This window comes from Chitinophaga pinensis (assembly GCF_007896845.1).
GTDB lineage: Bacteria > Bacteroidota > Bacteroidia > Chitinophagales > Chitinophagaceae > Chitinophaga > Chitinophaga pinensis_C.
The window spans coordinates 81,837-107,406 of sequence record NZ_VOHS01000015.1; the positions used below are offsets into that span (position 1 = coordinate 81,837).

The 25,570-nt window shown below is 45.5% G+C and carries 16 protein-coding genes; 3 read left to right on the top strand and 13 right to left on the bottom strand.

Features of this window, described 5'->3' with window-relative positions; translation table 11 throughout:
- Positions 1-155 precede the first annotated feature (155 nt).
- The gene (pgi, locus tag FEF09_RS16200; protein WP_146306095.1) at positions 156-1,808 is read left to right on the top strand and encodes a glucose-6-phosphate isomerase; all 1,653 of its coding nucleotides are present in this window, start codon (positions 156-158) and stop codon (positions 1,806-1,808) included.
- 539 nt (positions 1,809-2,347) lie between these two features.
- Here the strand turns inward: pgi and FEF09_RS16205 are convergent.
- The 5 genes from FEF09_RS16205 to FEF09_RS16225 all read right to left on the bottom strand — a co-directional run bounded on the left by FEF09_RS16205 (position 2,348) and on the right by FEF09_RS16225 (position 7,989).
- Positions 2,348-2,773, bottom strand: a complete 426-nt coding sequence (locus tag FEF09_RS16205) for a DUF3276 family protein (protein ID WP_012793091.1) — start codon at positions 2,771-2,773, stop codon at positions 2,348-2,350.
- A 159-nt stretch (positions 2,774-2,932) separates the two neighbouring features.
- Positions 2,933-4,729, bottom strand: coding sequence for an ABC transporter ATP-binding protein (locus FEF09_RS16210; RefSeq protein ID WP_146306096.1), 1,797 nt, complete (start codon positions 4,727-4,729; stop codon positions 2,933-2,935).
- A gap of 80 nt (positions 4,730-4,809) precedes the next feature.
- The gene (locus FEF09_RS16215) at positions 4,810-5,739 is read right to left on the bottom strand and encodes a phosphoribosylaminoimidazolesuccinocarboxamide synthase (protein WP_146306097.1); all 930 of its coding nucleotides are present in this window, start codon (positions 5,737-5,739) and stop codon (positions 4,810-4,812) included.
- Positions 5,740-5,874: 135 nt separating this feature from the next.
- Positions 5,875-7,245 (bottom strand): exonuclease domain-containing protein, encoded by a 1,371-nt coding sequence (locus FEF09_RS16220; RefSeq protein WP_146306098.1) that lies wholly within the window; start codon positions 7,243-7,245, stop codon positions 5,875-5,877.
- A gap of 168 nt (positions 7,246-7,413) precedes the next feature.
- Positions 7,414-7,989: a DUF4142 domain-containing protein gene (locus tag FEF09_RS16225; protein ID WP_146306099.1), complete on the bottom strand. Its 576-nt coding sequence runs from the start codon at positions 7,987-7,989 to the stop codon at positions 7,414-7,416.
- A 309-nt stretch (positions 7,990-8,298) separates the two neighbouring features.
- Here FEF09_RS16225 and FEF09_RS16230 point away from each other — a divergent pair, with 309 nt between their 5' ends.
- Complete coding sequence (locus FEF09_RS16230; protein WP_012793096.1) at positions 8,299-8,871, top strand: TetR/AcrR family transcriptional regulator; 573 nt, start codon at positions 8,299-8,301, stop codon at positions 8,869-8,871.
- Positions 8,872-8,927: 56 nt separating this feature from the next.
- Positions 8,928-9,959: an alkene reductase gene (locus FEF09_RS16235; protein ID WP_146306100.1), complete on the top strand. Its 1,032-nt coding sequence runs from the start codon at positions 8,928-8,930 to the stop codon at positions 9,957-9,959.
- Between the two features lie 340 nt (positions 9,960-10,299).
- Here FEF09_RS16235 and uxaC read toward each other — a convergent pair whose 3' ends face one another.
- The 8 genes from uxaC to FEF09_RS16275 all read right to left on the bottom strand — a co-directional run bounded on the left by uxaC (position 10,300) and on the right by FEF09_RS16275 (position 25,562).
- Complete coding sequence (gene uxaC, locus FEF09_RS16240; RefSeq protein WP_146306101.1) at positions 10,300-11,733, bottom strand: glucuronate isomerase; 1,434 nt, start codon at positions 11,731-11,733, stop codon at positions 10,300-10,302.
- Between the two features lie 29 nt (positions 11,734-11,762).
- Entirely contained in the window at positions 11,763-13,427 is a 1,665-nt protein-coding gene (locus FEF09_RS16245) for a UxaA family hydrolase (RefSeq protein WP_146306102.1), read from the bottom strand.
- Positions 13,428-13,439: 12 nt separating this feature from the next.
- Positions 13,440-14,885, bottom strand: a complete 1,446-nt coding sequence (locus tag FEF09_RS16250; protein WP_146306103.1) for a tagaturonate reductase — start codon at positions 14,883-14,885, stop codon at positions 13,440-13,442.
- A gap of 51 nt (positions 14,886-14,936) precedes the next feature.
- Positions 14,937-16,829, bottom strand: coding sequence for a DUF4350 domain-containing protein (locus FEF09_RS16255; RefSeq protein WP_146306104.1), 1,893 nt, complete (start codon positions 16,827-16,829; stop codon positions 14,937-14,939).
- Between the two features lie 17 nt (positions 16,830-16,846).
- Positions 16,847-19,042, bottom strand: coding sequence for a glycosyl hydrolase family 28 protein (locus FEF09_RS16260; protein WP_146306105.1), 2,196 nt, complete (start codon positions 19,040-19,042; stop codon positions 16,847-16,849).
- Between the two features lie 20 nt (positions 19,043-19,062).
- The gene (locus tag FEF09_RS16265) at positions 19,063-20,712 is read right to left on the bottom strand and encodes a RagB/SusD family nutrient uptake outer membrane protein (protein WP_146306106.1); all 1,650 of its coding nucleotides are present in this window, start codon (positions 20,710-20,712) and stop codon (positions 19,063-19,065) included.
- Between the two features lie 26 nt (positions 20,713-20,738).
- A complete protein-coding gene (locus tag FEF09_RS16270; protein WP_146306107.1) occupies positions 20,739-23,699 on the bottom strand; it encodes a SusC/RagA family TonB-linked outer membrane protein in 2,961 nt (986 codons plus the stop codon).
- 234 nt (positions 23,700-23,933) lie between these two features.
- Positions 23,934-25,562 (bottom strand): glycoside hydrolase 43 family protein, encoded by a 1,629-nt coding sequence (locus FEF09_RS16275; RefSeq protein ID WP_261387533.1) that lies wholly within the window; start codon positions 25,560-25,562, stop codon positions 23,934-23,936.
- Positions 25,563-25,570: the final 8 nt, after the last annotated feature.

The following is a 25,570-nucleotide window of genomic DNA, read 5'->3' on the forward strand; positions in this document are numbered from 1 at the left end:
GATGTCGTTATCCGCTTTTCCCTTGTATATTTTACCGGAGATATAGCCTGCACTGCCTGAACAGGTTATCTTTAATATTGGTCCTCCTTTCCGGCCTTTTGGTCCTGTGACTATCTAACTATTTTATTACTTTTGATACCATAAAATGCGTTTTTATGTTCCCAACGACTAATCCTACTGCTACACAAGCCTGGCAACAGCTGCAGCAGCATGCTTCCAAGATGAAGGAAACGCACCTCCGCACACTGTTTGCGAAGGATGCGGACAGATTCAACAAGTTTACTCTTTCTTTTGAAGACATATTGTTCGACTATTCAAAGAACATCCTCACAGAAGAAACGCTTCAATATTTACTGCAACTGGCAAAAGAAACCGGTGTTGAAGAAGGTATCAAAGCCATGTTCAGTGCAGAAAAAATCAATGCGACAGAAAACAGAGCCGTACTGCATACTGCACTCCGTAACTTCTCCGGCAATCCGGTACTACTGGACGGAAAAGACGTGATGCCTGAAGTACAGGCCGTACTGAATAAAATGGAAAGCTTCACAAAGCGTATCCATAGCGGCGAGTGGAAAGGGTATACCGGCAAGCCTATACGTTATATCGTAAACATCGGTATCGGTGGTTCTGACCTTGGTCCGGTAATGGTGACAGAAGCCCTGAAACCTTACTGGAAAGAAGGTATTCAGCCTTACTTCGTATCCAACGTAGACGGTACACACATCGCTGAAACACTTAAAAAAGTAACACCGGAAGAAACCCTCTTCCTGATCGCTTCCAAAACTTTCACCACACAGGAAACGATGACCAACGCATTAACTGCACGTCAGTGGTTCCTCGATGCGGCAAAAGATGAAGCCTTTGTTGCAAAACACTTCGCAGCACTGTCTACCAACGAAAAAGCAGTAACCGCATTTGGTATCGATCCGGCTAACATGTTCGAATTCTGGGACTGGGTTGGCGGCCGTTATTCTTTATGGTCCGCAATCGGTCTGAGCATCTCCCTGACCGTTGGTTTTGAACATTTCAAAGCTTTACTGGAAGGCGCTCATGCAGTAGATAATCATTTCCGTACAACTCCGCTGGAGAAGAATATTCCTGCTATCATGGCCCTGATCGGCCTGTGGTATGGTAACTTCTTCGATACTGCTACAGAGGCTATTCTGGCATACGACCAGTATATGCACCGTTTTGCCGCTTACTTCCAGCAGGGTAATATGGAAAGTAATGGTAAATACGTAGACCGTAGCGGTAAACCTGTTTCTTATGAAACCGGTCCTATCGTATGGGGTGAACCTGGTACCAACGGACAGCACGCTTTCTATCAGCTGATCCATCAGGGTACCCGTATCATTCCGGCTGACTTCATCGCGCCTGCGATCAGTCACAATCCGATCGGTGATCACCATGTGAAACTGTTGTCTAACTTCTTCGCACAGACGGAAGCACTGATGAATGGTAAAACCGAAGAAGAAGTGCGCGCAGAACTGGTAAAATCCGGCCTGAAAGAAGAAGAAATTCAAAAATTACTGCCTTATAAAGTATTCACCGGTAACAGACCCACCAACTCTTTCCTCGTAAAAGAAATCACACCGAGATCCCTCGGTTCACTGGTTGCACTATACGAACATAAGATCTTTGTACAGGGTGTTATCTGGAATATCTACAGCTTTGATCAGTGGGGCGTGGAATTAGGTAAACAACTGGCTAACAAGATCCTTCCTGAACTGGAAAGCGCAGATGCTGTAACCAGCCATGACGCCTCTACGAATGGTCTGATCAATGCCTGGAAGCAGATGAAAAAATAAGCATTGACTGTATAATTGAATAATGAGAAAGGGCTCCATAAGGAGTCCTTTTTCGTTTATAGCTGTCTTTTTCTACATATATAACTATTCTTGGAATTACCCCGTTCTGTCCTCTGCAACCCCTTTTCCACCGGCATCATATCTGACCGGTATCACCATCACAGTAACGCCTGAACAACAAGGTATTATGGCTTAAATGTCACTTTCTTTTGCCATAACAACGTGATTATATCGGTATTATACCCTCATCTGTCCGTTTATGAGCGAAGTAATGCCGGCGTAATGGCGGCTTTATGACGTTGTATATGGGAGACTAAAGACCTAACAGACTAATGATCAGACATTTAACGGCACTTTGATCGGAAGGTGTGTTATAACATTCTCACATTCAATTATTTATCCGTGTAATCGGGTGCGATAGCAATACATTATCTGGTAGTAAATGAGCAGAAGAAATACCTTGATACAGGGGCATAAAAAAACCTCCGGAGAAACCGGAGGTTTTATATATCATCAAATAAAAATGATCTAAAGTAATATTACCATTTGTCTACGTCCTCAGTATGAGAAGAAGCAGATGCGGCAACAGGCGCTGCAACTACAGCAGCTTCTACTACTGATTCAACAGCAGCTTCTGCACCTTCGCCATCCTCATCATCACGTACGTAGTCATGGTTGTAGGCATCAAAATCGAAGTCGGGCATCAACTCAGTCTTCACATAGTTGATGGTCTCTGTCAATGCATTCAGGAACTTGTTGAAGTCTTCCTTGTACAGAAACACTTTGTGCCTGTCATAACCATTGTCATTAAAGCGTTTTTTGCTTTCAGTAATGGTCAGAAAATAATCATTTCCACGAGTGGTCTTTACATCAAAGAAGTAAGTTCTTCTTTTGCCCGCTTTCAATCGTTTAGAAAAGATACTGTCATTATTTCTTTCCTGCTGATTGGTATTTTCGTACGCCACAGTTGATAGATTTAAGTTGTTAACGAATCAAATCCTTTTTCCAATAAGAAACAAATATACTATTAGTTTACAAATATCAAAATAATTTTAAATGATTTTGAAAAATGATAGAATATAGCTTTACCTACTGATTCACAGGTATATATAAGAATATGATTACTATTCTATTACGGATTCTTCTTCGCCAGACTGCTGGCGGGCGTATAACTCAGCGTAGTAGCCGTTTAATGCCAATAATTCATTATGTGTCCCTGTTTCAACAATTTTACCTTCTTCAAGCACAATAATCTTATCAAACTCAAATAACGCAAAAATGCGATGGGTAATGATTATAGCGGTTTTATCTTTCAGATAAGCGTAGAGGTTACCAATGATCTCTTTCTCCGTACGGGCATCGACGGCAGACAGACAGTCATCAAACACTAACAGGTTCGGATCCTTGATCAGACCACGCGCAATGGAGATACGTTGTTTTTGTCCGCCGCTCAGCGTCACCCCTCTCTCCCCTACCAATGTATCAAAGCCTTCAGTAAAATTGAGGATATCTTTTTCTACGGAAGCCTGACGGGCAGCCTTTCTCACCGTTTCCGGATTCGCCTCCGGCGTACCAAACCGAATATTATTCTGGATGGTATCGGAGAAAAGGAAGACATCCTGTGGTACATAACTAATCTGGCTACGCAGACTTTCCAGTTTCACCTGACGGATATTCTGCTGATCCAGCAACACCTCTCCCTCCTGCGGATCATACATGCGTATGAGCAACTGTGCAAGGGTAGATTTACCGGAACCGGTACGACCGATGACCGCCACTTTCTCACCAGCCTTTACCGTGAGATTGAAGTTTTTAATGGCCTGAATACCTGTATGCGGATACGTAAATGACACATTTTTAAAAACAACCTCTCCTTTAATATCCATATTAACGGCACCCGGGTTATCCGTAATGGTCGGTTTTATATCGAGGAACTCGTTAAGACGCTGTTGGCTGGCGGCTGCACGTTGTATCATCGATGCCACCATCCCGATCGAAAAGAAGGGGAACATCAGCATATTCACATAGATCACAAATTCCGCCAGATTACCTACAGTTATATTCCCGTGGATCACCTGAATACCACCAATGAAGATCGTAATTACGACACTCAGTCCGATCATCAGTGCCATACTCGGCTGGAACAGGGCATCGGTCTTTGCAAGGCTGACAGAGCTGATCTTATAATCTTCACTGGCCTGCTCGAAATGTTTAATGCTGTCTTCTTCCTGTACATAGGACTTGATCACCCTGATACCAGAGTAAGATTCCTGTGCGATGGAAGTAATATTGGAGAGCTGCGACTGTATACGCTCACTTTTACGGTGAATGATATGATTCACGTAATAGATGATCAGCGCCAGTACAGGCAGCGGAGATAAAGTATATAATGTCAGCAGCGGATTTACATCTATCATCAGGTATACCACGATCACGATCATAAAGAGGGTGCGGGTAGCGTACATGATCGCCGGACCAACATACATACGTACTCTTGATACGTCTTCCGTAATACGGCTCATTAAGTCGCCGGTACGGTGCATTTTAAAAAAGTTAAGATCCAGCTGCTGGTAATGCTGGTAAATTTCGTTCTTGAGGTCATATTCAATATGACGGCTCATCACAATGAGCGATTGTCTTTGGAGATAAAGGAAGAATCCGGAGAGGAGGGCAAACAGCAGGATGCTGACGCCGTAGAATGCCAATACACTGGTGAATTGTCCGCGGAAAGCAGCTTTCAGTCCTGTATCGCTGAGCAGGTTATAATTATTGAGGTTTTGTGCCAGCAGATCAAAGATCTGCCTTACCATGATGGGCTGGAACACGCTGAATACAATGGATACAGCAGTACAGGTCAAACCGGTGAGGAATCTCCATTTGTACTTTACAAAATACTTGTTGAGCGTGGCCAGGTGTTTCATGTTGGTCTATAGTCAGATGTCCGTTTCTGAAAAGCAGGGAGGGCATATCTGAAATATGCCCTCCTGCTTTATCATTTTGCTTATAATGTCTTCAGCGTCTCGATGATCTTCTGTTCAGCATCTGCTTTGGAAACATCTTCCTTTACAAATTGCTGACCAGTGATATTTTCAAACAGCTCGATATAACGTTCACTTACTGTCTTCACAAATTCGTCGGTCATTTCAGGCACCTGCTGTCCGTCTTTACCCTGGAAGCCATTTGCCATCAGCCATTCACGTACGAATTCTTTACTCAGTTGTTTCTGCGGTTCACCGTTTTTCTGTTTTTCCTCATAACCTTCTGCATAGAAGTAACGGGAAGAATCCGGTGTATGGATCTCATCGATCACGTAGATGGTATCGCCGATTTTACCAAATTCGTATTTGGTATCTACGAGGATCAGACCGCGTGCTGCAGCCAGTTCTTTACCACGTGCAAACAAGGCCAGTGTGTATTTTTCCAGCTGTTCGTAGTCTTCTTCGGTAACGAGTCCTTTAGCGATGATATCTTCACGGGAGATGTCTTCATCGTGGCCTTCATGCGCTTTGGTCGTTGGTGTGATGATCGGAGCAGGGAAGAAATCGTTCTCTTTCAGTCCTTCCGGCATGGTTACACCACACAGTTCACGTTTGCCACTTTTGTAAGTTCTCCACGCGTGACCGGTAAGGTTACCGCGTACCACCATTTCCACAGGGAAAGTTTCGCATTTCAAGCCAATTGTTACGTTTGGCAGGGGAACTTTTTTCACCCAGTTTGGAACGATGTCCTTTGTTGCCTCCAGCATGATGGCAGCAACCTGGTTCAATACCTGTCCTTTGTAAGGAATCGGGCGGGGTAATACAACATCAAAAGCAGAGATACGATCGCTCGCTGCCATCACCATCAGTTTGTCACCAATCGTGTATACATCCCTTACCTTTCCCTTATAAAAAGCCGTCTGACCGGGAAGCTGAAAATTTGACTCTAACATGAATAAAAACTTACCTATTAAAAATGATTAAATGAAAGCCTTCATTTACAGGTCATTGACAAGGATATCAATAACCGGTTTTGCATTCAGGTCCGCAAAAATACTTTAGCTTGAGGGAATTACCACAGTTTATCTCTAAGAAAACTTCAGCAGTTCCTGATCATGCGCGCCGGCATGCTGGTGAATGAGATTCAGAATATATTCATTTTCAGGATACTGTGTCAGCCATTCCTTGCACTGTGGCCCTTCTGTGATGGCGGTATCCCGTGGAATATACCCCATTCCGTAAAAGCGTCCTTTCTCCATCAGGATGCAACTTTGCTCCTGCGCATCCCTTCCGCTGCCCATAATGGCAAATGTCGGTTGTTGCTGCTGCATATGGATAATAGCGGCTTTTACCCGGAGGTTGTATGTTTCCGGTAACTCTTTTTTATCACAGGCCCCACGGCAGGTATGATCGGGAATCGGAGAACAGGCGCCCTGTCCTTTTTGTAAAAAGCACAAGCGCGGACAAAGATCAAATTCCCTGATCAGGCCCCGGAGCATCTGGTGGCCTTGTACCAGTAAAGGAAAAGAATGCAGGGGAGCGGAATATTTACGGCGTTTCTCAATTGCGAGCCGCAGATAGCCTTCCTGATCCTCAAAACAATAAAAGCCGTATTTGAATTCGATATATTTCTGCGAATAGTTATAGACCGGCCACAGTCGCTTGATCTCTACACTCTCCAATATATGCGCCATCAGCTCTGTACCCGTCACTTCGTGTGAAATGCTGTAGATATTACGCAGGAACTCCTGTCTCTTCCTGCCGGCACTGTTACCGGTAAAGTGACTATTGACACGCTTCCGGATATTTTTGGCCTTCCCGACATAGACTACTTTTCCTTTCTGATCATGGAAATAGTAGACACCAGGACTACCCGGCAATGCCGTTACCTGCTCAGGTGGCAGATTGGGTGGGAGGAATTGTTCTTTGGAATGGGCGGACAATGCATGTGCGATTGCCTTACCTGTATCCTGTTGTAATAACAGGCCAAACAGTTTTACGGTAGCAGCAGCATCTCCCGCCGCACGGTGGCGTTGCGTAACGGAGATCTCCAGTGATCTGCAAAGATTACCCAGACTGTAAGAAGGCAGTCCCGGAATGATCTTACGCCCGAGCCTTACCGTACACAGTTTTTTACTGCGTAACTGAAAACCTGCCTGTGCAAGATGATATTGAATAAAGGAATAATCGAAATTAACGTTGTGTGCTACGAAGATCTTATCGTGTAATAGGGAAAAAATATCACCGGCTACTTCATCAAATGCCGGAGCACCTGCAACCATTTCGTCCGTAATACCTGTAAGGGATTGAATATATCGGGGAATGGGCACACCCGGATTAATCAGCGTGTCGTATTGCTGTATAATGTTCCGGCCGTCATAAATGTAAATGGCTATTTCCGTGATGCCGTTTGCACTGGCATGGCCACCTGTAGTTTCTATATCAACTATTGCGTACATAACTCTCCACTCGTCCGGACAAATATAACTACAAGTTCCAATCTGGAGAATTATTTATATAAAGAAGAGTTGTTAGCTTCCGGATCGACATTCCCGAACTCAACAATCACAACAAATCATCCGAAAACTAACAACTACTTATTTTAACAATCAACGCTAAGCGTTGTTCTATTTCTTCTTCATGGCAGCCTGAATAGCCTTGGCTGTATCCTGATGCGCCTTGAGTGTAGGCAATGTATTACCTGCCCATGTTTTCAGATCCGGATCCGTCAGATTCTGTGATGCTTTATCAAACATATCTACATCTTTATCATGATCATTTACCATCATGTCAATGAAGTGTTTGTCAAACTCTTTACCGGAGAGTTTACTCATATCTCTCAGGTGCTCTGAGTAATCTGATCCTACACTGTCAGGCAGGGTAATGTTCTTAGTCGTCGCCAATCCTTTCAGTTCATCACCAGCTTTTGAGTGATCAGCTACCAGTAATGCGCCGAAATCTTTTATCCGCTGAGTCGTACCTTTTTCCTGTGCCAGTTTACCAGCCTGTACTTCCAGCATGCCGCCGTCAGCAGCTTTTACTGCAAAGTCAGATGATTCTTTATCAACAGGAGCGGTTTCTTTATTTACAGCCTGTGCACTATCAACTGAGTCTTCGTGCTTAGCTTCTGTATTTCCTGAATTACAAGCCTGAAACATCCAGGCGGCCAGCATAGTTGCGGCAATAAAAGTGAGCTTTTTCATGTCTTCCTTTTTTGGTTTAACAAATAGATGTACCAGCTAACGTGTCATCCAGTTCAGTGATACATTTGGCAAAAAGGGTACCATGCCGGCTCGTCTGAGTACGCTCCTCTACAGTCAGGACAGCTGAAATATAATACAGTCCTGCATTTCATCAATACGACCTGTACTATAATGATTATCAGCCCCTACCGCAGACATATAAGGTTATTTTGTAGACCGTTTTCCCCGTTTTAAGGGAAAATAAGCATTCCGGAACGCTCATTCTAAAAATATTTTGGAACATTCATTCTATTATTCTATATTTGCATCATGGCACGGAATAAAGCATTTGATCCTGAGGAAAAGCTGGAAAAAGCAAGGGATCTCTTCTGGGAGAAGGGATACAATGCGACTTCTATGCAGGACCTCTGTGAGGAAATGAAACTGAACCGGGCCAGTATATATGATACTTACGGTGACAAATACGCCCTCTTTCAACAGTGTCTGCAGAACTACGCGAAGGAGAAACTATTTGATTACAAACAGTGCTGTGAGAAGGTATCACCACTTTCAGCGATAGACAGTATCATACGAAGAGCGGTCCACAACAGGAAAGAAGGGAAATCCTGCCTCATGGTAAAGACATCCTTTGAACTGGCTTCAATGGATGAAGGCATAAGACACATTGTACAGGAACAGGCAAGACAAAGCATCAGCGTATTACAGGAACTTTTGGAGAAAGCACAAAAGATGAACGAAATACCAGCAGAAAAGGATCCGGCTACATTAGCACAGTTCCTATACGCAAGCTTCAGTTCGATCTGGTTGATGGACGTACTATTCGGTGATAAAGCAATGTTGGACAGCATGGCAGACCATATATTGTATAGCATCAGGCATTGATATTTTTTTGCATTTTTTTGGAACAATCATTCTGGAATTAATTAACTGAAGAACCCATGTATCCAACATTATTATCATCCGCTACCATAGGCAATTATGCCATTTCAAACAAGGTGGTTATGGCGCCCACCGCTAGTAAAAGTCGCGTACCGGCGGGTATACCCAACGACGTGACCGTCAACTACTACAGCCAAAGGGCCAAAGCCGGCCTGATCATCGCGGAAGGAACCGGTCCTGCAGAAAACGGTATGGGCCAGGCGCACATGCCGGGAATCTATAGCAAGGATCAGATTTCAGGATGGAAGAAAGTAACAAAAGCTGTACATGAAAACGGCGGCCGGATCTTCCTGCAGATCAAACACACAGGGCGTATATCACACCCTGCCAACATGCCGGCTAAGGCAGACGTAATAGCTCCTTCGGCTATTCCCGCCAAAGGAGAGATATGGACAGAGAAACTGGGATGGCAGCCACATGCCACTCCAAGAGCAATGACTACATCAGAGGTGGGAAAAATGGTCCAGCAGTACGTAAAGGCAGCAACACAGGCAATTGAAGCAGGTTTCGACGGAGTGGAAATACACGCAGCGCACGGATATTTAATGGACCAGTTCCTGCACCCTGATACCAATCAGCGGACAGACAAATACGGCGGCAGCATTCCAAACAGGGTGCGCTTCATTCTCGAAGCCGTTGCAGCTGTCAGTCACGCAATAGGCAGGCACCGTACAGGCATCCTCCTGTCTCCTTACAGTCAGGTCAATGACCTGCAGCATCACAATCAGATAGACGCTACTTACGAATATCTGACAGATGCACTGGATACTTATGGATTGTCTTACATACACCTGCTGACCGAAACGGCAACGCCTGCCACACTCATTGCCGGCATACGTTCCCGCTTCAACGGAACACTGATTTTAAACGGCGATTATGATGCTTTAAGTGCAGAACAAACAGTGCAGAATGGCCTCGCAGATCTGATCGCATTTGAGAATCCATGTGTTTCTTCTCCTCTCTCCGGTAAGTTTGCAACAACTTCCAGTGAGCCGCTCAAAAAGCCCAATTACGCTTGTGCGAATTGTTAATTATAAATCTGAGAGTTGTTTAGTTGTATACACTTCCGTAGCGGAAGTCCTGTTGCGGAAGTGCTTTCTACAGGCAAAAACATAAGGAACTTTAGTGTAGGATATATATTTAGCTCGTTTAAGATAAAAAGACGCTACGTAGAAAGAGGAAGATTGTGACATGGAGAATGCAATTCTCTGCTAGTCCCGGAAGTATAAAATAGGCCATCTGTTGCCGCATGATTTTTAAGACGCAAACAGATAGGATTTCCAATAAAACAGCTTTAGCGAATACCAACAGATAAAGCCTATTTTATACTGACCTGAGGATTATAATGACTGCCGCTATATGCGGCTTTTTTTACCGGCTTACACCAGCTTCCACAGCCAGCTCTTTCCAGTTAAAATACTGCTGCGCATTGTAGTAACAGATATCCTTTATTACTTTACCGATCCATGCTACATCATTCGGTAACTCTCCGTTCTCCACCTCCTGTCCAAACAATTCACATACGATCCTGCGGAAATACTCATGACGGGGATAAGATAAAAAGCTGCGGGAGTCTGTCAACATTCCTACAAAACGACTCAATAGTCCCATATTTGACAATGCATTGATCTGTTTGATCATACCATCTTTCTGGTCAAGGAACCACCACGCAGAACCAAACTGCACTTTACCGGCTACAGATCCATCATTGAAATTGCCAATCATCGTAGCCAGCAATTCATTATCCGCCGGATTCAGATTATACAATATTGTCTTTGCCAATTTATCCTGACTATCCAGTCTGTCCAGAAACTTTGCCAGCGCTCTCGCCTGAGAGAAATCACCGATCGAATCCCATCCGGTATCTGGCCCCAATACACGCATCATACGCGAGTTGTTATTTCTCAAAGCACCGAGGTGATACTGTTGTACCCAACCTTTCTCCCAGTCCCATTCCGCCAGTTGTAACAACAATGCAGACTTGATCTGACGGGCTTCCTGCAGGCTCAGTCGCTGTCCGCTTCTTACTTTGAGGAATATGGCATTGATATCTTTTTCCAGAAAATCTTCCGCATAGATCTCTTCAATACCATGATCAGAAACTGAACAACCCTGCGATGCAAAAAAGTCATGTCTGTTCTTCAATGCTTCCAGCAGATCTGCATAGGTATCAATCGTAATACCTGCTGCCTCTTCCAGTCTTGTCAGATACGCATTATATTTCTCCGGATCATCCACATTCATCGCCTGATCCGGACGGAAGGCAGGCAGAATAGGTATTTCAAAACCATCCTGTCTTAACTGCTGATGGTGTTCCAGTGAATCAACCGGATCATCAGTCGTACATACCAGTGCGACATTCATTTTACGCAACAGATTGCGGGTACTGAAAGCAGGTGTTTCCAGTTGTGCACCGGCATTGTAATAGATATCTGCGGCAGTCTCCGGACTTAGAATATCATGTATATCAAAATAGCGCTGTAACTCCAGATGTGTCCAGTGATACAGCGGATTACGCAACGTGTATGGCACCGTAGCCGCCCATTTCTCAAACTTCTCCCAATCTGTTCTATTACCGGTGCAATAGCTTTCATGCACCCCATTCGTACGCATGGCTCTCCATTTATAATGATCCCCATACAGCCATGCCTGTGTCAGCGTACCAAAGGTAGTATCCGCTGCAATCTGGGCTGGTGGAAGATGACAATGATAATCGATCACGGGCATCTCTTTTGCATAATCGTGATACAAACGTTTTGCAGTATTGTTAGTCAGGAGAAAATGTTCATCCAGGAACTTCTTCATTGTAGACAGTTTAATTAATGGTTAGTAGATTACAGTGATACCCCTCTCTTCCATGGAATAAAATCATCCTGTCCGTTGATGACGGATCTGGCTTGTGTAATTCCACTGGCAACATCGATGACATAATTCAGAATACGTTCGCCCGCCTCAGGGATAGACTCTTCACCATCGATGATGGTCCCTGTATTGATATCGATAATATCCGGCATACGCTGATAGAGTTTTGTATTACTGGACAGCTTTATAACAGGCGTCACAGGATTACCGGTAGGTGTACCCAGACCGGTGGTAAACAGTACGATAGTGGCCCCCGCCCCTACTTCTGCGGTAGTCGATTCTACATCATTACCCGGTGTACAAAGCAGGTTCAACCCCGGCAGACTTACCTTCTGCGGATAATCCAGTACGGCGGCTACCGGAGAGGTGCCCCCTTTTTTTGCTGCACCGGCTGATTTGATCGCATCGGTAATAAGACCGTCTTTGATATTACCCGGAGAAGGATTCATATCAAAACCGGAACCCGCTTCTTCTGCACGACGTTGATACGTGCGCATCAGTTCTATAAAACGTAAGGCATCTGCGGTATCCACACAGCGATCACTCATTTCCTGTTCGACACCGCAAAGCTCCGGGAATTCAGATAAAATAACTGAACCACCCAAAGCTACCAGCAGATCAGAAGTATAACCAATAGCAGGGTTAGCAGAAATACCCGAAAATCCGTCAGATCCACCACATTCCAATCCAATACATAGCTTAGATAAAGGAGCAGGTGTACGGGTAATTTTATTCGCTTCAATCAATCCCGCCATTGTCTGCTTTACCGCCGCAGTGATCAGAGCCTGCTCAGTCCCTGTCTGTTGCTGATCGAGTATAAATAAAGGTTTGCTGAACTGCGGCGCGCGTTTACGGATCTCTTCTTCCAGCATAGTGATCTGTGCATTCTGGCAACCCAGACTCAAGACCGTTGCTCCTGCTACATTCGCATGCGTGATATAACCTGCCAGTAGTCCACAAAGGGTCTGTGCATCCTGACGAATGCCACCACAACCACCTTCATGTGTCAGGAACTTGATCCCATCTACATTCTCAAACAGGCGTTGTTGTCCGCTCTGTGCATTGTCTTCTGTATAGACCGTTTCCAGTATAGCGGTGGCATCAGCACCTTGCTGGTATTGCTGTGCCAGTTGCCGGGCAAAGGCGGCATATTTTTTCGGACGGCCATAACCCAGTTCTTCTACCAGTGTCTCCCTTAACACCTCTACATTCCTGTTCTCACAAAATACCATCGGGATCACCAGCCAATAGTTACCGGTACCGACACTACCATCCGCTCTGTGATAGCCCATAAAGGTGCGATCCTTCCATTTGGATATATCTGGTATATGCCATGCTGTTTTACGCGTAGCTGCCAGCTGAAAATCGCTGGCGGCATGCTTTACATTTCCTACCGCTATCTTCGCACCTGCCGGCAGGGTCTCTTTGGCCCGGCCCACCAGTACACCATACATGGTGATGGCGTCTCCCGGATGCAAAAGCGTTTCTGTAAACTTGTGTTTTGCAGGTACGTCTTCGGTCAATGTATACACCTGACCATTTTCCTGCACACTTTCTCCTTTTTTCAGATCCGTTAGTGCCACCACTACATTATCCTGCGGATGAACTTTCAGGACTTTCCTTTTCAATCCCGTCATATGCTGTTTTATTTAAGCGATCGTTGTTTCTTCTGATACCCGTCTGATAAGTGACGAAGCTCCCTCTGTGAGCAAAGCTCCTGTCATAATAGTGACTGCATGTGCAAAACCGGGTAGCTGCGTCAGATCAACACCCCACAGGGCTGTATCTTTCAATACGGTCTGCACGAGTACCGCTGGTTCCAGTCTTTGCCATTTTTCTTTAAAATAACCTGCATAATCATCTGTCACTTCTCCATCGCGCATAAACAGCAGATAGGCCGCAAAGCCTAATGCCATCAGGGCAGGCACTTCCTCCATCCGCTGATAATGCCGTACGATCACGGGTATCACCCGCATCTTCATTTTGGAGGTATACTGCATGGTAATACTCAGCCAGCGATGTTCAATAAACGGATTTCTGAAGCGATCCAGCACGCTGCCTGCAAAGCGCAAAGCCGCATCTTCGCGGATAGCGACGTCTGTGATAGCGGGCACTATTTCATGTTGCGCAAGTGCTGCAATACAACTTTCCATAGCAGGATCTTCCATCGCATCTTTCACCGTATCAAATCCGGCGAGTACGGCCAGTCCGCAGCTAAGCGTATGTGTACCATTCAGGAGGCGCAGTTTCAGTTCGCGGAAGATATTTATGTCCGGCGCCAGTACCACCCCGCTATCTGCAGGTGCAAATGCCAGTACCTTTCTGACACGTTCATCAGCTGTTTCTATCGCCCATAAAGCATAAGGCTCTGACATGATCGTCAGTTTATCCTGATAGCCCAGTTTCTCTTCTAACACAGCCTGCGCCGCTGCCGGAAGTGCTCCCGGAACGATACGATCCACCAGTGAATTACAGATATAATTCGCAGCAGATAACCAATGCACAAAAGCAATGTCCAGCTGATGCCGGTTTGCCAGCTCCAGCAGAATATTTTTTAGTTTAGTGCCGTTATCCGGTATGAGTTCTGTTGGAATGATCACCATTCCTTTATTGATATCTCCTTTAAAATGCTGATAGCGATGTAAGAGAAATGCCAGCAGTTTACCCGGAAAAGAAGCCGGCGTAGCTGCATGTATATTATCATCTGTCAGCGTGATACCTACTTCTGTGGTATTGGAAATAATAATCTCCATCTCCGGATCAGTGGCACATTGCAGGATCTGTTCCCATTCACCTGTAGCAGACAATACCCTGCTGATTGCATCATTGACAACATATTCTTCCACACGTCTGCCCTGCAAGATGCCCTGAATACAATGTGTATACAGATAATCCTGCTCATTGTAAGCATCCGTATTGCCCTTATCTGTCGATTTCACCACAACGATACGACCATTGAAAATGCCCGCCTTATTGGCCTTATCAATGAAATAATCAGGCAGGCCACGCAGTAATACACCCGTACCAAATTGCAGTACTTTTTCGGGCAATACCGCACGTGCTTTGCCTGTCAGAAACTGTTTGTTCAATTGCATATTTCTTATTTAATGCGTCAATGCACCACTTCCATCGACCGTGTTTACTAATTATTTGCGGGGTACCTGTCTGAATAACCATTCGGTCAGATCAGTCGCCGCCTGATAGTTTTCAAAAGAAGCCGGTAAACGGCGTCCATCCAGATATTCGTTATAGAACCATGGATCGCCTACGGCAAATACGGCCCCTTTACCTACTTTGGCGGTTGCCATAATCACATCTCCTTTGTCGGTATACAGTGCTTTGGCCGGCGATTGCAAAGCAAGTGTAGAGATCTCCTTGATGTAAATCTTCTTTGTATGTGCGAATACGCTGTTGCCGGCAGGCAGGAACAGTGCACCTTGTTCAAATTGCTTTCCTTCTACATGATTGCGGCTATCTTCTTTGAAATGAATACCGAATTTGTCGGTCAGCGTATTGAAGGTGTTGATCTCTGAGTTACCGGCGTCGTTTTGCAGTATCACAAGTACGCCGCCCTGCTTCACCCAGTTTGTCAATTGCGTGGCATGTGCCCCGGTCATGTAGTTAGGCTTCGCTGTTTCCTTTTCAGTATCAGGATCTACAATAATCAGGATATTAGACTTCGCCAGATTAGCCGCAGTGGGTGCTTCAGATAAAGTGCTGGTCTTTGCACCTCTGTTATGGAAAATATGTCCCCACAGAGAAAAGCCGCCATTATCCATTTCATTCCATACGTAGTGCCATGACTCCGGCTGACCTGTAATCCCTTTTCTGAATTCGTTATTAAAAAAGTTATCGATGGTCACTGTCAGTCCTTTACCCGTCTGCTGAATAGCTGCCTGCTCCATCTCATTTGAGGCCAGCATATAGGCCCCTACTCCCTTGGGATCATTCGTCACTACTTTCTCACTCAGATAGTATTCATAACTGCCATCCCTGTAAGGATCGCCCCCCAGCCCCGCTACACTCACAGTGCCTTCCAGGTTAACGCCTCCTTCCGGTGCTGTACGCACAAATTGTCTGGTAATACCTTTATAGCCTTTCTCTGCAACCGTCCGGTAGGAAGCAGGGAGATAACCCAGTCTGACACCTTTGGCCAGCGCATATACAAACATGCAGGAGCCGGAAGCTTCCAGATAGTTGCCTTTGGCGCCTGCTTTATCCAGCACCTGATACCAGCAACCGCTGGCGGGGTCCTGATACTTTTTCACAGCTACTGCCATCCGGTTCAGTATCTTCAGCAGACTATCCCTGCCCGGATGTCCCGCAGGATAATATTCCAGTGCATCTACCAGAGCCATACCATACCAGCCCATTGCACGGCCCCAGAAATTAGGAGAACGGCCGGTTGTCTTATCTGCCCAGCGTTGCTCACGGGATTCATCATAACCATGATACAGGAGACCTGTTTTATTATCACGGGAATGTTCTTCCATCAGTACAAACTGACGGGTGATGTCTTTAAATGCGGTCTCATCGTGATACATCGCAGCGTATTCTGCGTAGAAAGGTTCAGCCATGTACAATCCGTCCAGCCACATCTGAAACGGATACCGTTTCTTATGCCAGAAGCCGCCTTCTTTTGTACGGGGCATTTTATCCAGCTGCGCTTTCAGCTTATCTGCTGCCAGTTTATATTTCTCTTCGTTTGTTACTTTGTATAACAATAAGAGTGAGCGGCCATTTTTTATATTATCTATGTTGTAATCTTCAGCCTTATAAGTGCGGATAGTACCGTCTTTCTCAATGTAATGATCAAGCCCTGTCTGTATGAATTTAAAATATTTGCCGTCGCCGGTGTTCTTCCACAATCCGGTAAACCCTTCCAGTACCACACCCTGATCATAGGTCCAGTGTGCATGTCGTCCTGCCAGTTGCAAAGAATCTCCCCATATCCGTATCATGGTTTCCGCCATCTTTGCCGATTGTGCAAAAGCGGTCACCGGCAGGAGGACCAAAAGGGTATTCAGTAGTTTCTTCATGCCGTATACTTTGTGAATTATCTTTTACTAATGTCCAGTTTCACCTGTTTGCTGTCCTGTACATTGAGTTTACCATTATCTTCTGTGATCAGCGTCACGTTGCTCATACTGATATTGTTGCCAACGATACAGTCGCCTGCTTTCCTTGCCTTGATGGTGATATCTTTCAGGTGGATATCACTGATCGGCATTTCCGGCAATCCCCGTATAAAAATGGCTTTCTCTGCACCGTGACAAACCACATTGCTGATATGAAAATCTCTGAACTGAGGAGTAGCTTCTGTTACAGGAAACAGTTCTACTTTCACCGCTTCCCGTTTCTCTCCGGATAATGGCACAGGATCTTTGGCCATATAATACATATCAAAGAGGATCGCTTCTGCCGGTATGTCTTTCATGTTGATGTTGTTTACATAGATCTTTTCTACTACACCACCACGACCACGCGTTGTTTTAAAACGCAGTCCGATATCGGTACCGAGGAAAGAGCAATTGGAAACGTAGAGATTTCTGGCACCACCAGACATTTCACTACCGACTACAAAACCGCCATGTGCGTGGTATACCGTACAATTATTCACGATCACATCTTCTGTTGCGACCCCACGCCTGCGGCCCTGTTCATCACGACCGGATTTGATACAGATACCATCATCTCCCACATCAAACGTACAGCCTTCAATACGTGCGTAACGGCAGGATTCGAGGTCTACCCCGTCACCATTTTGTGCATACCATGGATTTTTAGCGTATACATCTCTAAGCGTAATATGTTCGGTCAGCAGAGGATGCAGACACCATGCAGGTGAGTTCTGGAAGGTCACACCTTCCAGCAATACATATTTGCAGGAAGTAATGCTGAGCATATTCGGACGAAGGAAGTCCTTGATGTCGTTATAGTCAGCCGCTGTTTTACCAGCTTCCATTACACCTGCCAGTTTTGTATGTGATCCTTTCTGAGATTTCGCGGAAGGATACCAGGTCTTTTTATCTTCACCTTCTATACCACCGGATGCCAGTAATTTCTTCCACTGTGACTCTGTCAGTTTATCTTTTTTGACAATGCGCCACGCATCTCCCCCACCGTCTATAATCCCTTTACCGGTAATAGCAATATTCTCTGCCCCTACAGCAGATATAGGCGCCTGACAACGCATGGCTTTCAATCCTTCATAAGTGGTTTCTACCAAAGGGTACTGGTCAAAATCGGTGGTGAACTGCAACAAGGCATTTGGCGCGAGATAGAGGTTCACATTACTTTTCAGTACAAGTGGTCCTGTCAGCCAGAGTCCCGCAGGAATCATCACCACTCCGCCACCATTTTCGCTGGCTTTGGTAATAGCGGCATTGATACTTTTGCTGTTCAGAGTTACCCCGTCTGCTTTCGCACCAAATGCGACAATGCTAAATGTATCTCTTTTAAAATGCGGTTCATAGATCTCCGGCAGGTCAAAACGGTATTTGCCTTCAAACTCTGTCTGTTGCAGATATTTCTCCAGACCGATATGTTTATCCCGGATCTCTCTGGCTACCAGTCCGGCGACCAGTGTAGCGCCATAAGTATTAAAGTGGGTATTATCCGTAACGCCATTCGGCAGGGTTGTATAATGCCCTGCCGGAGTGGTCTTAAACAATTTTTCAGAACCTTGTACACCCTGTTGTACCAGCAGAGCTTCACTGCTTTTATGCAGATCGATCAGAGGTACTTTCAGACTGGCGGCGATCTCGCGTACTACGCCGGGATATTCGCCATGCTGGTCAACAAAAGCGCCTTTCTCATCAAATTTCCGGCGCATTACCGGTGTGACGAGGATAGGATTAGCACCTTTTGCCCGGGCCTCTTTTACGAAACGGATCAGATTATCCTTATAAGCGCCCTTAGGAGCCGCAAAACGGGTCGAATCATCCTTTTTGGAGTCATTATGCCCAAATTGTATAATCACCCAGTCTCCGGCCTTTAATTGCACAAGAACGCTATCCCAACGGTGCTCATTAATAAAACTTTTGGTACTGCGGCCATTCACGGCATAGTTTTTTACCGTCACGCCTTTCTGCAGAAACAGGGGGAACAATTGTCCCCATCCTCTTTCGGGATTATCAACCAGTGGTTTATCTGCCATGGTAGAATCTCCGATCATAAACACGCGCGGCGGATCGTCTGTCGGTATCCAACTGATCAAAGGAAAAAGCAGCGCCAATAGATACAACTTCATGAGCTTTCGGTTTAATGGTATTACTGATAGTTTGGATTCTGTGTAAATTCAGCTTTGTTGGTCACAGCATCAATCTGATCCTGCGGGATCGGACGCACATTGTGGAATTCCTGAAAGTTCTTTGCTGCATCCGGATTATGTGCAATAATCTGTGCGGACAATTTACCGGTACGTTTCAGGTCAAACCAGCGTAACTGTTCACCTGCCAGTTCGCGGGCTCTTTCATCCAGTATAAATTCCACGGTCATATTCGCAGCAGATACTTCCATATCGGCTTCATGACCCGGAATAGCAGCACGCTTACGCAACACGTTGATATAATCTGCTGCCTTTCCGGTATTACCCAGCTTAATCTGTGCTTCTGCAGCGATCAGGTACATTTCGGCCAGTCTGATGATATATGCATCTTTCGCACTTTGTTCTTCATTCATGGAAGCGCGGCTGGGGTCATCAAATTTCTGCAGGGAAACATAACGTGTACGGTCTTTACCACCCTGATTGGCATAATAACAGATATTCCTGTCATACACACGATATTTCTTACCAGCGGTATCTGCATTAGAGACTACATATTTGGTACAGATAACAGCTGTATCACCCAGTTTCATACCTGCGGGTGCTGTCTTGGTATTATTACACAACCATACGCTTTTGAAAGTCGCGTCATAACGGGCATCTGCTTTCTCATTAAACAGATCCAGCAGATAGAGCGTAGGCATATATCTGTTGAAAGGACGGCCATTCAGCACATCACGCTGCATACCCGGCAGATCGTCATATTTCATACCAAACATCAGGTGACCATTATTGGCACCGCGGGAGTGCCCATTGGGATATAAGGTAGCGTCGATTCTATCATCAAACACCAGGTTCTTCATATAGTTAACGGCCCATACGATCTCTTTGTTTTGCAGGTTATCCATCTTCCATAAATCTGCATATTTCGGCACGAGTGAGAATCCGTACTTAGTGATCACGGAATCAGCCAGCGCAGCTGCACGATCATTCATTCCACGGGTCAGATACATACGGGCGAGGAAGGCTTGTGCAACCGGTTTAGTAGCACGGCCGTAGTCGCTGGTACTCACGGGCAGGTTCTTTACAGCAATATCCAGATCACGGAAGATCTGTGCATAGAAAGTGTCTACGGGCGTACGGTTGGCCGTTGTTTCCACACCTGCTGTTTCAGTGACAGTAAAGTGTACACCACCCCACATCTCTACAATATGCCAATAATAAAATGCACGGAGGAAATGGAGTTCGGCATCACGCATGGCACGTTTTTCATCTGTAAAACCGGCATTACCGATTCTGCCTATACCTGTATTACAAAGATTGATAGCGGAATACAGCTGTCTCCACAATACACTCATCACACCATTACTCGCCTGCAGATTGATATACTGTGTCAGGTCGGGATATTTATCACCAGTACCGCTGGTCCAGAGGTCTGTACCCATTTCAGATATACTGTATCCCTCTTCTTTTCCATACCACCAGCGGTTGTAGGAATAGGCGGCGCTGACCAGTGTTTCAAATCCATCAGGTGTACTGAACACCTGATCTACGGTGAGACCGGAAGGATTATATTCTTCCAGTTGTTTGTTACAGGCAGCCAGCAGACCGGCCCCTGTGATGAATATGATAAAAAGATTGATATAGCGTTTCATGACTTGTAAGGTTAATTTGAATGAAATCAGAATTCTACGTTCAGACCAGCTACGTACATTTTCGTCAGCGGATTACTCAGGTCACCTCCTCTCTCCGGATCATAGTCTTTCACTTTACTGAAGGTGAACAGGTTCTTACCCGTTACATAGACACGCAGATTAGTCAGGTGTAAATTCTTCAAAGCGGAACCCGGTAATGTATAACCCAGCGAGATATTACGGATCTTCACAAAAGAGCCGTCTTTATATCCCAGCGTTCTGATGAAAGGTGTACCGTCTTTAGATACACTGGCATTCGGACGCGGATAAGCGTTGGTCTCATGCTCAGGCGTCCAGTAGTCAAGTGGCGCACTATTCTCAAGTCCCTGCGGATCATACTTCGCCGCATATTCTGAATTGATCCATTGACCAATGCGTGCGAATACATACACATTCAGGTCAAAATTCATAAAGCGGATATCGTTATTCAGACCACCACTCCAGGTAGGCACCTGTCTGCCGAGTATCACACGGTCCTGTGAATTCAGTACCCCATTCCCATCCTGATCACGTACTTTGATATCACCCGGTTTATATCCGAAAGAGGTAGCAGCGTCTGCTTCTTTCGTCTGCCAGATACCCACTTTTTCGTAGTCATAGAACACGCGCACCGGATAACCGATAAACCATCCGTTAGCAACATCATTGGTATTTGCATCCGCCAGTGCAACGATCTCTTCTTTGTTTTTAGAGAAGACGATATTGGAATTCCAGCTGAAGTTTTTACTTCTGACATTCACGGTATTGATACCGATTTCTATACCTCTGTTTCTTGTCTTACCGATGTTCTGTATAACAGTGCTCACACCGGAAGAAGAGGGCAGCGTTCTTTGCAGTAACAGGTCTTTGGTTTTTGTATCATACAGGTCGATTGTAGCTCCGATCCTGCCGTCAAAGAAACTCATGTCCAATCCGATATCAGTAGTGGCAGACAGCTCCCATTTCAGATTCCTGTTACCGATCTGACTACCGATACCATAAGCCAGTGCTGAGTTGGTATCATCATAAGAGAAAGGGATCTTGCTCAGGTAACTGGCCGTTGCATATGGCGGTACGGCATCATTACCCGCAATACCATAGCTGGCACGTATTTTCAGGTCGCTGAATACACGCTGACCTTTCATAAATGCTTCATCAGATACACGCCATGCACCTGCTATGGAAGGGAAGAAGGCCCATTTATTACCCGGCGCCAGTTTGGAACTACCATCTGAGCGACCGGTAAGTGACAGCAGATATTTTCCTTTATAGTTATAGTTGATACGACCGGTGAATGAGATCAGTTTATTGGCCATATAACTGGAACGGATGGCAATACCACTTACGTTGTTTTGCAGGGCGTAATATAACTGAGCGGGCAGCAGCTGTCCTTCACCCTGTAAGAAACTGGAATCGCGCTGATCAGATAACAAGCTGGCTACACCTGTCAGCCCGAAAGTATGATCTCCCAGTTTCTGAGTATAGTTCAGTACGTTTTCCCAGCTGATATACCGTTTGCTGCCACTGTTATACTGAGATCTGGAGGCGGATGCGGTAGAACGTTCGATCGTATTTTTGGAAGCAAAGATCCCTGTGCGCGCATTATCCAAAGTCACACCGAGGTTGGAACGGAAAGACAGCCCTTTTAGTGGTGTCAGTTCTACATAGGCATTTACGAAGGTACGCGTAACACGGCCATTGTTCTGATAGGCATCCGGTTGCTCATCTGCCAGCGGATTGATCATAGAACCCATATTCGGGAACAGGATCAGTTTACCCTCTTCATCATAAGGCAGATTAAGAGGTACGATCTTATTAGCCTGATTCAGTGGATCACGGCGATTGTCCTGATTATAGTAAGTCACCTGACTCTGCATACCTACTTTCAGATAATCATTGATGGTCTGGTCGAGGTTCAATCTGGCAGAATAACGTTTCAGATGATCCAGTTTGAAGATGCCTTTTTCATCAAAATAGTCCAGTGAGAGATAGACTTTTGTTTTCTCAGAGCCACCAGATACACCTACCTGATAATCCTGTTGCAGACCATCATGGATCAGGAGATCAGCATAGTCTGTCCAGAGATTATTCTGGATAGAGGCTACTTCCGCCGCATTAAAGATCAGGGGATCATCGGCCTCACTTTTCCAGCGACCGGTAGTACGGTTGGCTTCACGTTTTTGTGCGACATATTGCGGACCGGTAGACATAGCGGGATAACCTGCTACCTGTGAGATACCAGCGTAAGTATTCACAAAAACACGCGGTTTGCCGGAAGCACCTTTTTTTGTGGTGATGATAATAACGCCGTTCGCACCTCTTGATCCGTATACAGCAGTAGAGGAAGCATCTTTCAGTACTTCCATCGACTGAATATCGTTGGGGTTAATATCCTGTATATTTTCATATTGCACACCGTCTACGATGTACAACGGACCATTATCCGCACGGATAGACCTGTTACCGCGCACGGTAACATTGATCTTTGCACCGGCAGCACCATTACTTTTGGTGATATCAACACCTGGCAGTTTACCTTGTACGGATTCCATTACGTTGGTGGAAGGTACTTTTCTGAGTTCCTCCCCTTTCACAGATGTAACGGCGCCTGTGAGGTCACGTTTCTTTACTTCACCGTAACCTACTACCACGACTTCGTCCAGTTGTTTATTATCTTTCTCCAGTTTCACTACGATGTTGCTGTTACCATTAATGTTTTGCGTCAATGCCTGATAGCCGAGGTAAGTGATCACCAGTACACCGGTCTGGCTATCGGGAACGGTAAGGGAAAAAGCGCCAGTGGCGTCGGTCTGTGTGCCTGTTGTGGATCCTTTCAGTTGCACATTGACCATAACAAGCGGTTCTCCGGTTTCTGCGTCGGATACCCGCCCTTTGATTGTCTGGCGTTGTGCAAATGTCATACTGACACTTACCAGCAAAAGCCAGCAGATGAATAGTAGTTTTTTCATAACGTAACGTGTTGTATCTGTCTTCTAAAATTGGGTAATTGTTAGTCCGCAATGGAAATAGCGATATTGCTACAGTGGCAATATTTTGTGGCACTGTTCCTCTTCAGTTCATCCTTTGGGTCTCCCCGAAACAATTCTACGCCGATATTCATTAATTCGGAAAGGAATAGAGGTATTTATTTACGCAAACGTTTGCGGAAAAGGCATCACAATCAAAGTGTCAGGTAAGTTTTTTTAATCTATCCGCAGCCAATCATAATCTGCAAATCCGCTATCATTGATCTGCGTATTCCGCGTACAGAAGATCCCTACTTTTGCGCCTACCCATCTTCCCGGCTGTGCTGTAAACGGCTTACCGGCATCTATAAACTTAGTACCATCCGTACTATAACTAAACTGACATACCGCACCCTTATCCACCTTTACCCGGAACCAACAGGTATTTCCCGCTATTATCGTCAACACCTCCTGTTCTTCTGTTGCCCCTTTATCTGCTTTCAGACAGGACGCATAGAGCAATTGCAGCTTGTTTTCTTTCTTTATCAGTGAAATACCTGCATAATCAACGCCCATAATGATCAATCCGGTGCGTTCTCCTTCCAGTGCAGGGTTTGGTGTAAACGTACATTTGGTGGTAACGGTAAAACTATCCGCCGGAAACTTCTGTAATAACAGGTTTGGCACCTGCCAGTAGTTACGGGAAGAGTCAGGCACTTTCGCAGAAAATAAGCGCAATACACCTTTCGCCGGATACATCATCATCCATGTAGATACCGGATTCGCCTGCCATTGCCATTGTACACCCAGAATTGCACTATTGAATTCATCAGACTCCGGGGGTGTTACTACTGGCATACCTGTCAGCGGTTTACGGTAAGTCATCACGGGTTCCCCTTTCCCGTCACCATCCGCATCGGTACCAATCACCGGCCAGTTATTCACCCAATGCATAGGTTGCAGGTGTACTACGCGACCGTAAGCTCCTTTATCCTGAAAATGCAGAAACCAGCTGCTACCGGAAGGTATATCCACCCACGCACCCTGATGCGGACCGTTCACCGTACTCTTTCCCTGATCCATGACGATCTTCTCTTCATAGGGACCATAGATATTCTTTGACCGTAATACCAGTTGCCAACCGGTGCTCACACCACCTGCTGGTGCAAAAATGTAATAATAACCATTGCGTTTGTACAGTTTAGGGCCTTCCAATGTGGGATGTGCACAATGTCCGTCGAAAACCAATACCCCTTCATCTGTGACAGCCGTACCGGCTTCATTCATACGGTTGAGTGTCAGGATACTTTTGATACCCGCCCGGCTGCCTGCCCATGCATGTACGAGATAGACTTTGCCGTCATCATCCCACAGCGGACAAGGATCTATCAAACCTTTACCTGCTTTTACCATAACGGGATCAGACCACGGACCTGTCGCATTTTTTGCTCTGATCATGTATATACCGAAATCAGGATCAGGGTAATAGATATAAAATTCCCCTTTATGATAACGGATAGAAGGCGCCCATACGCCATTACCATGCTGTACCTTATTAAAATGCTCAAAAGGCGCCTGCCGCAGCAGGGCATGTCCGGCCAACTGCCAGTTCACGAGGTCTTTCGACTGTAAAATGGGCAATCCCGGCGCCGCATTAAAACTGGATGCCGTCATGTAAAACTCATTACCCGCCCGGCAGACGTCCGGATCGGAATAATCGGCATTCAATACAGGATTTTTATAGGAACCGTTTCCGAGGTCAGCTACCCATGAAAGGGAGCGCTGCTGACCATAAAACAAGGTTGGGAGGCACAAACCAGCCAAAATAAATAGCAGCTTTTTCTTCATCTGCAAAGCGTTTTTCATACGTGTAA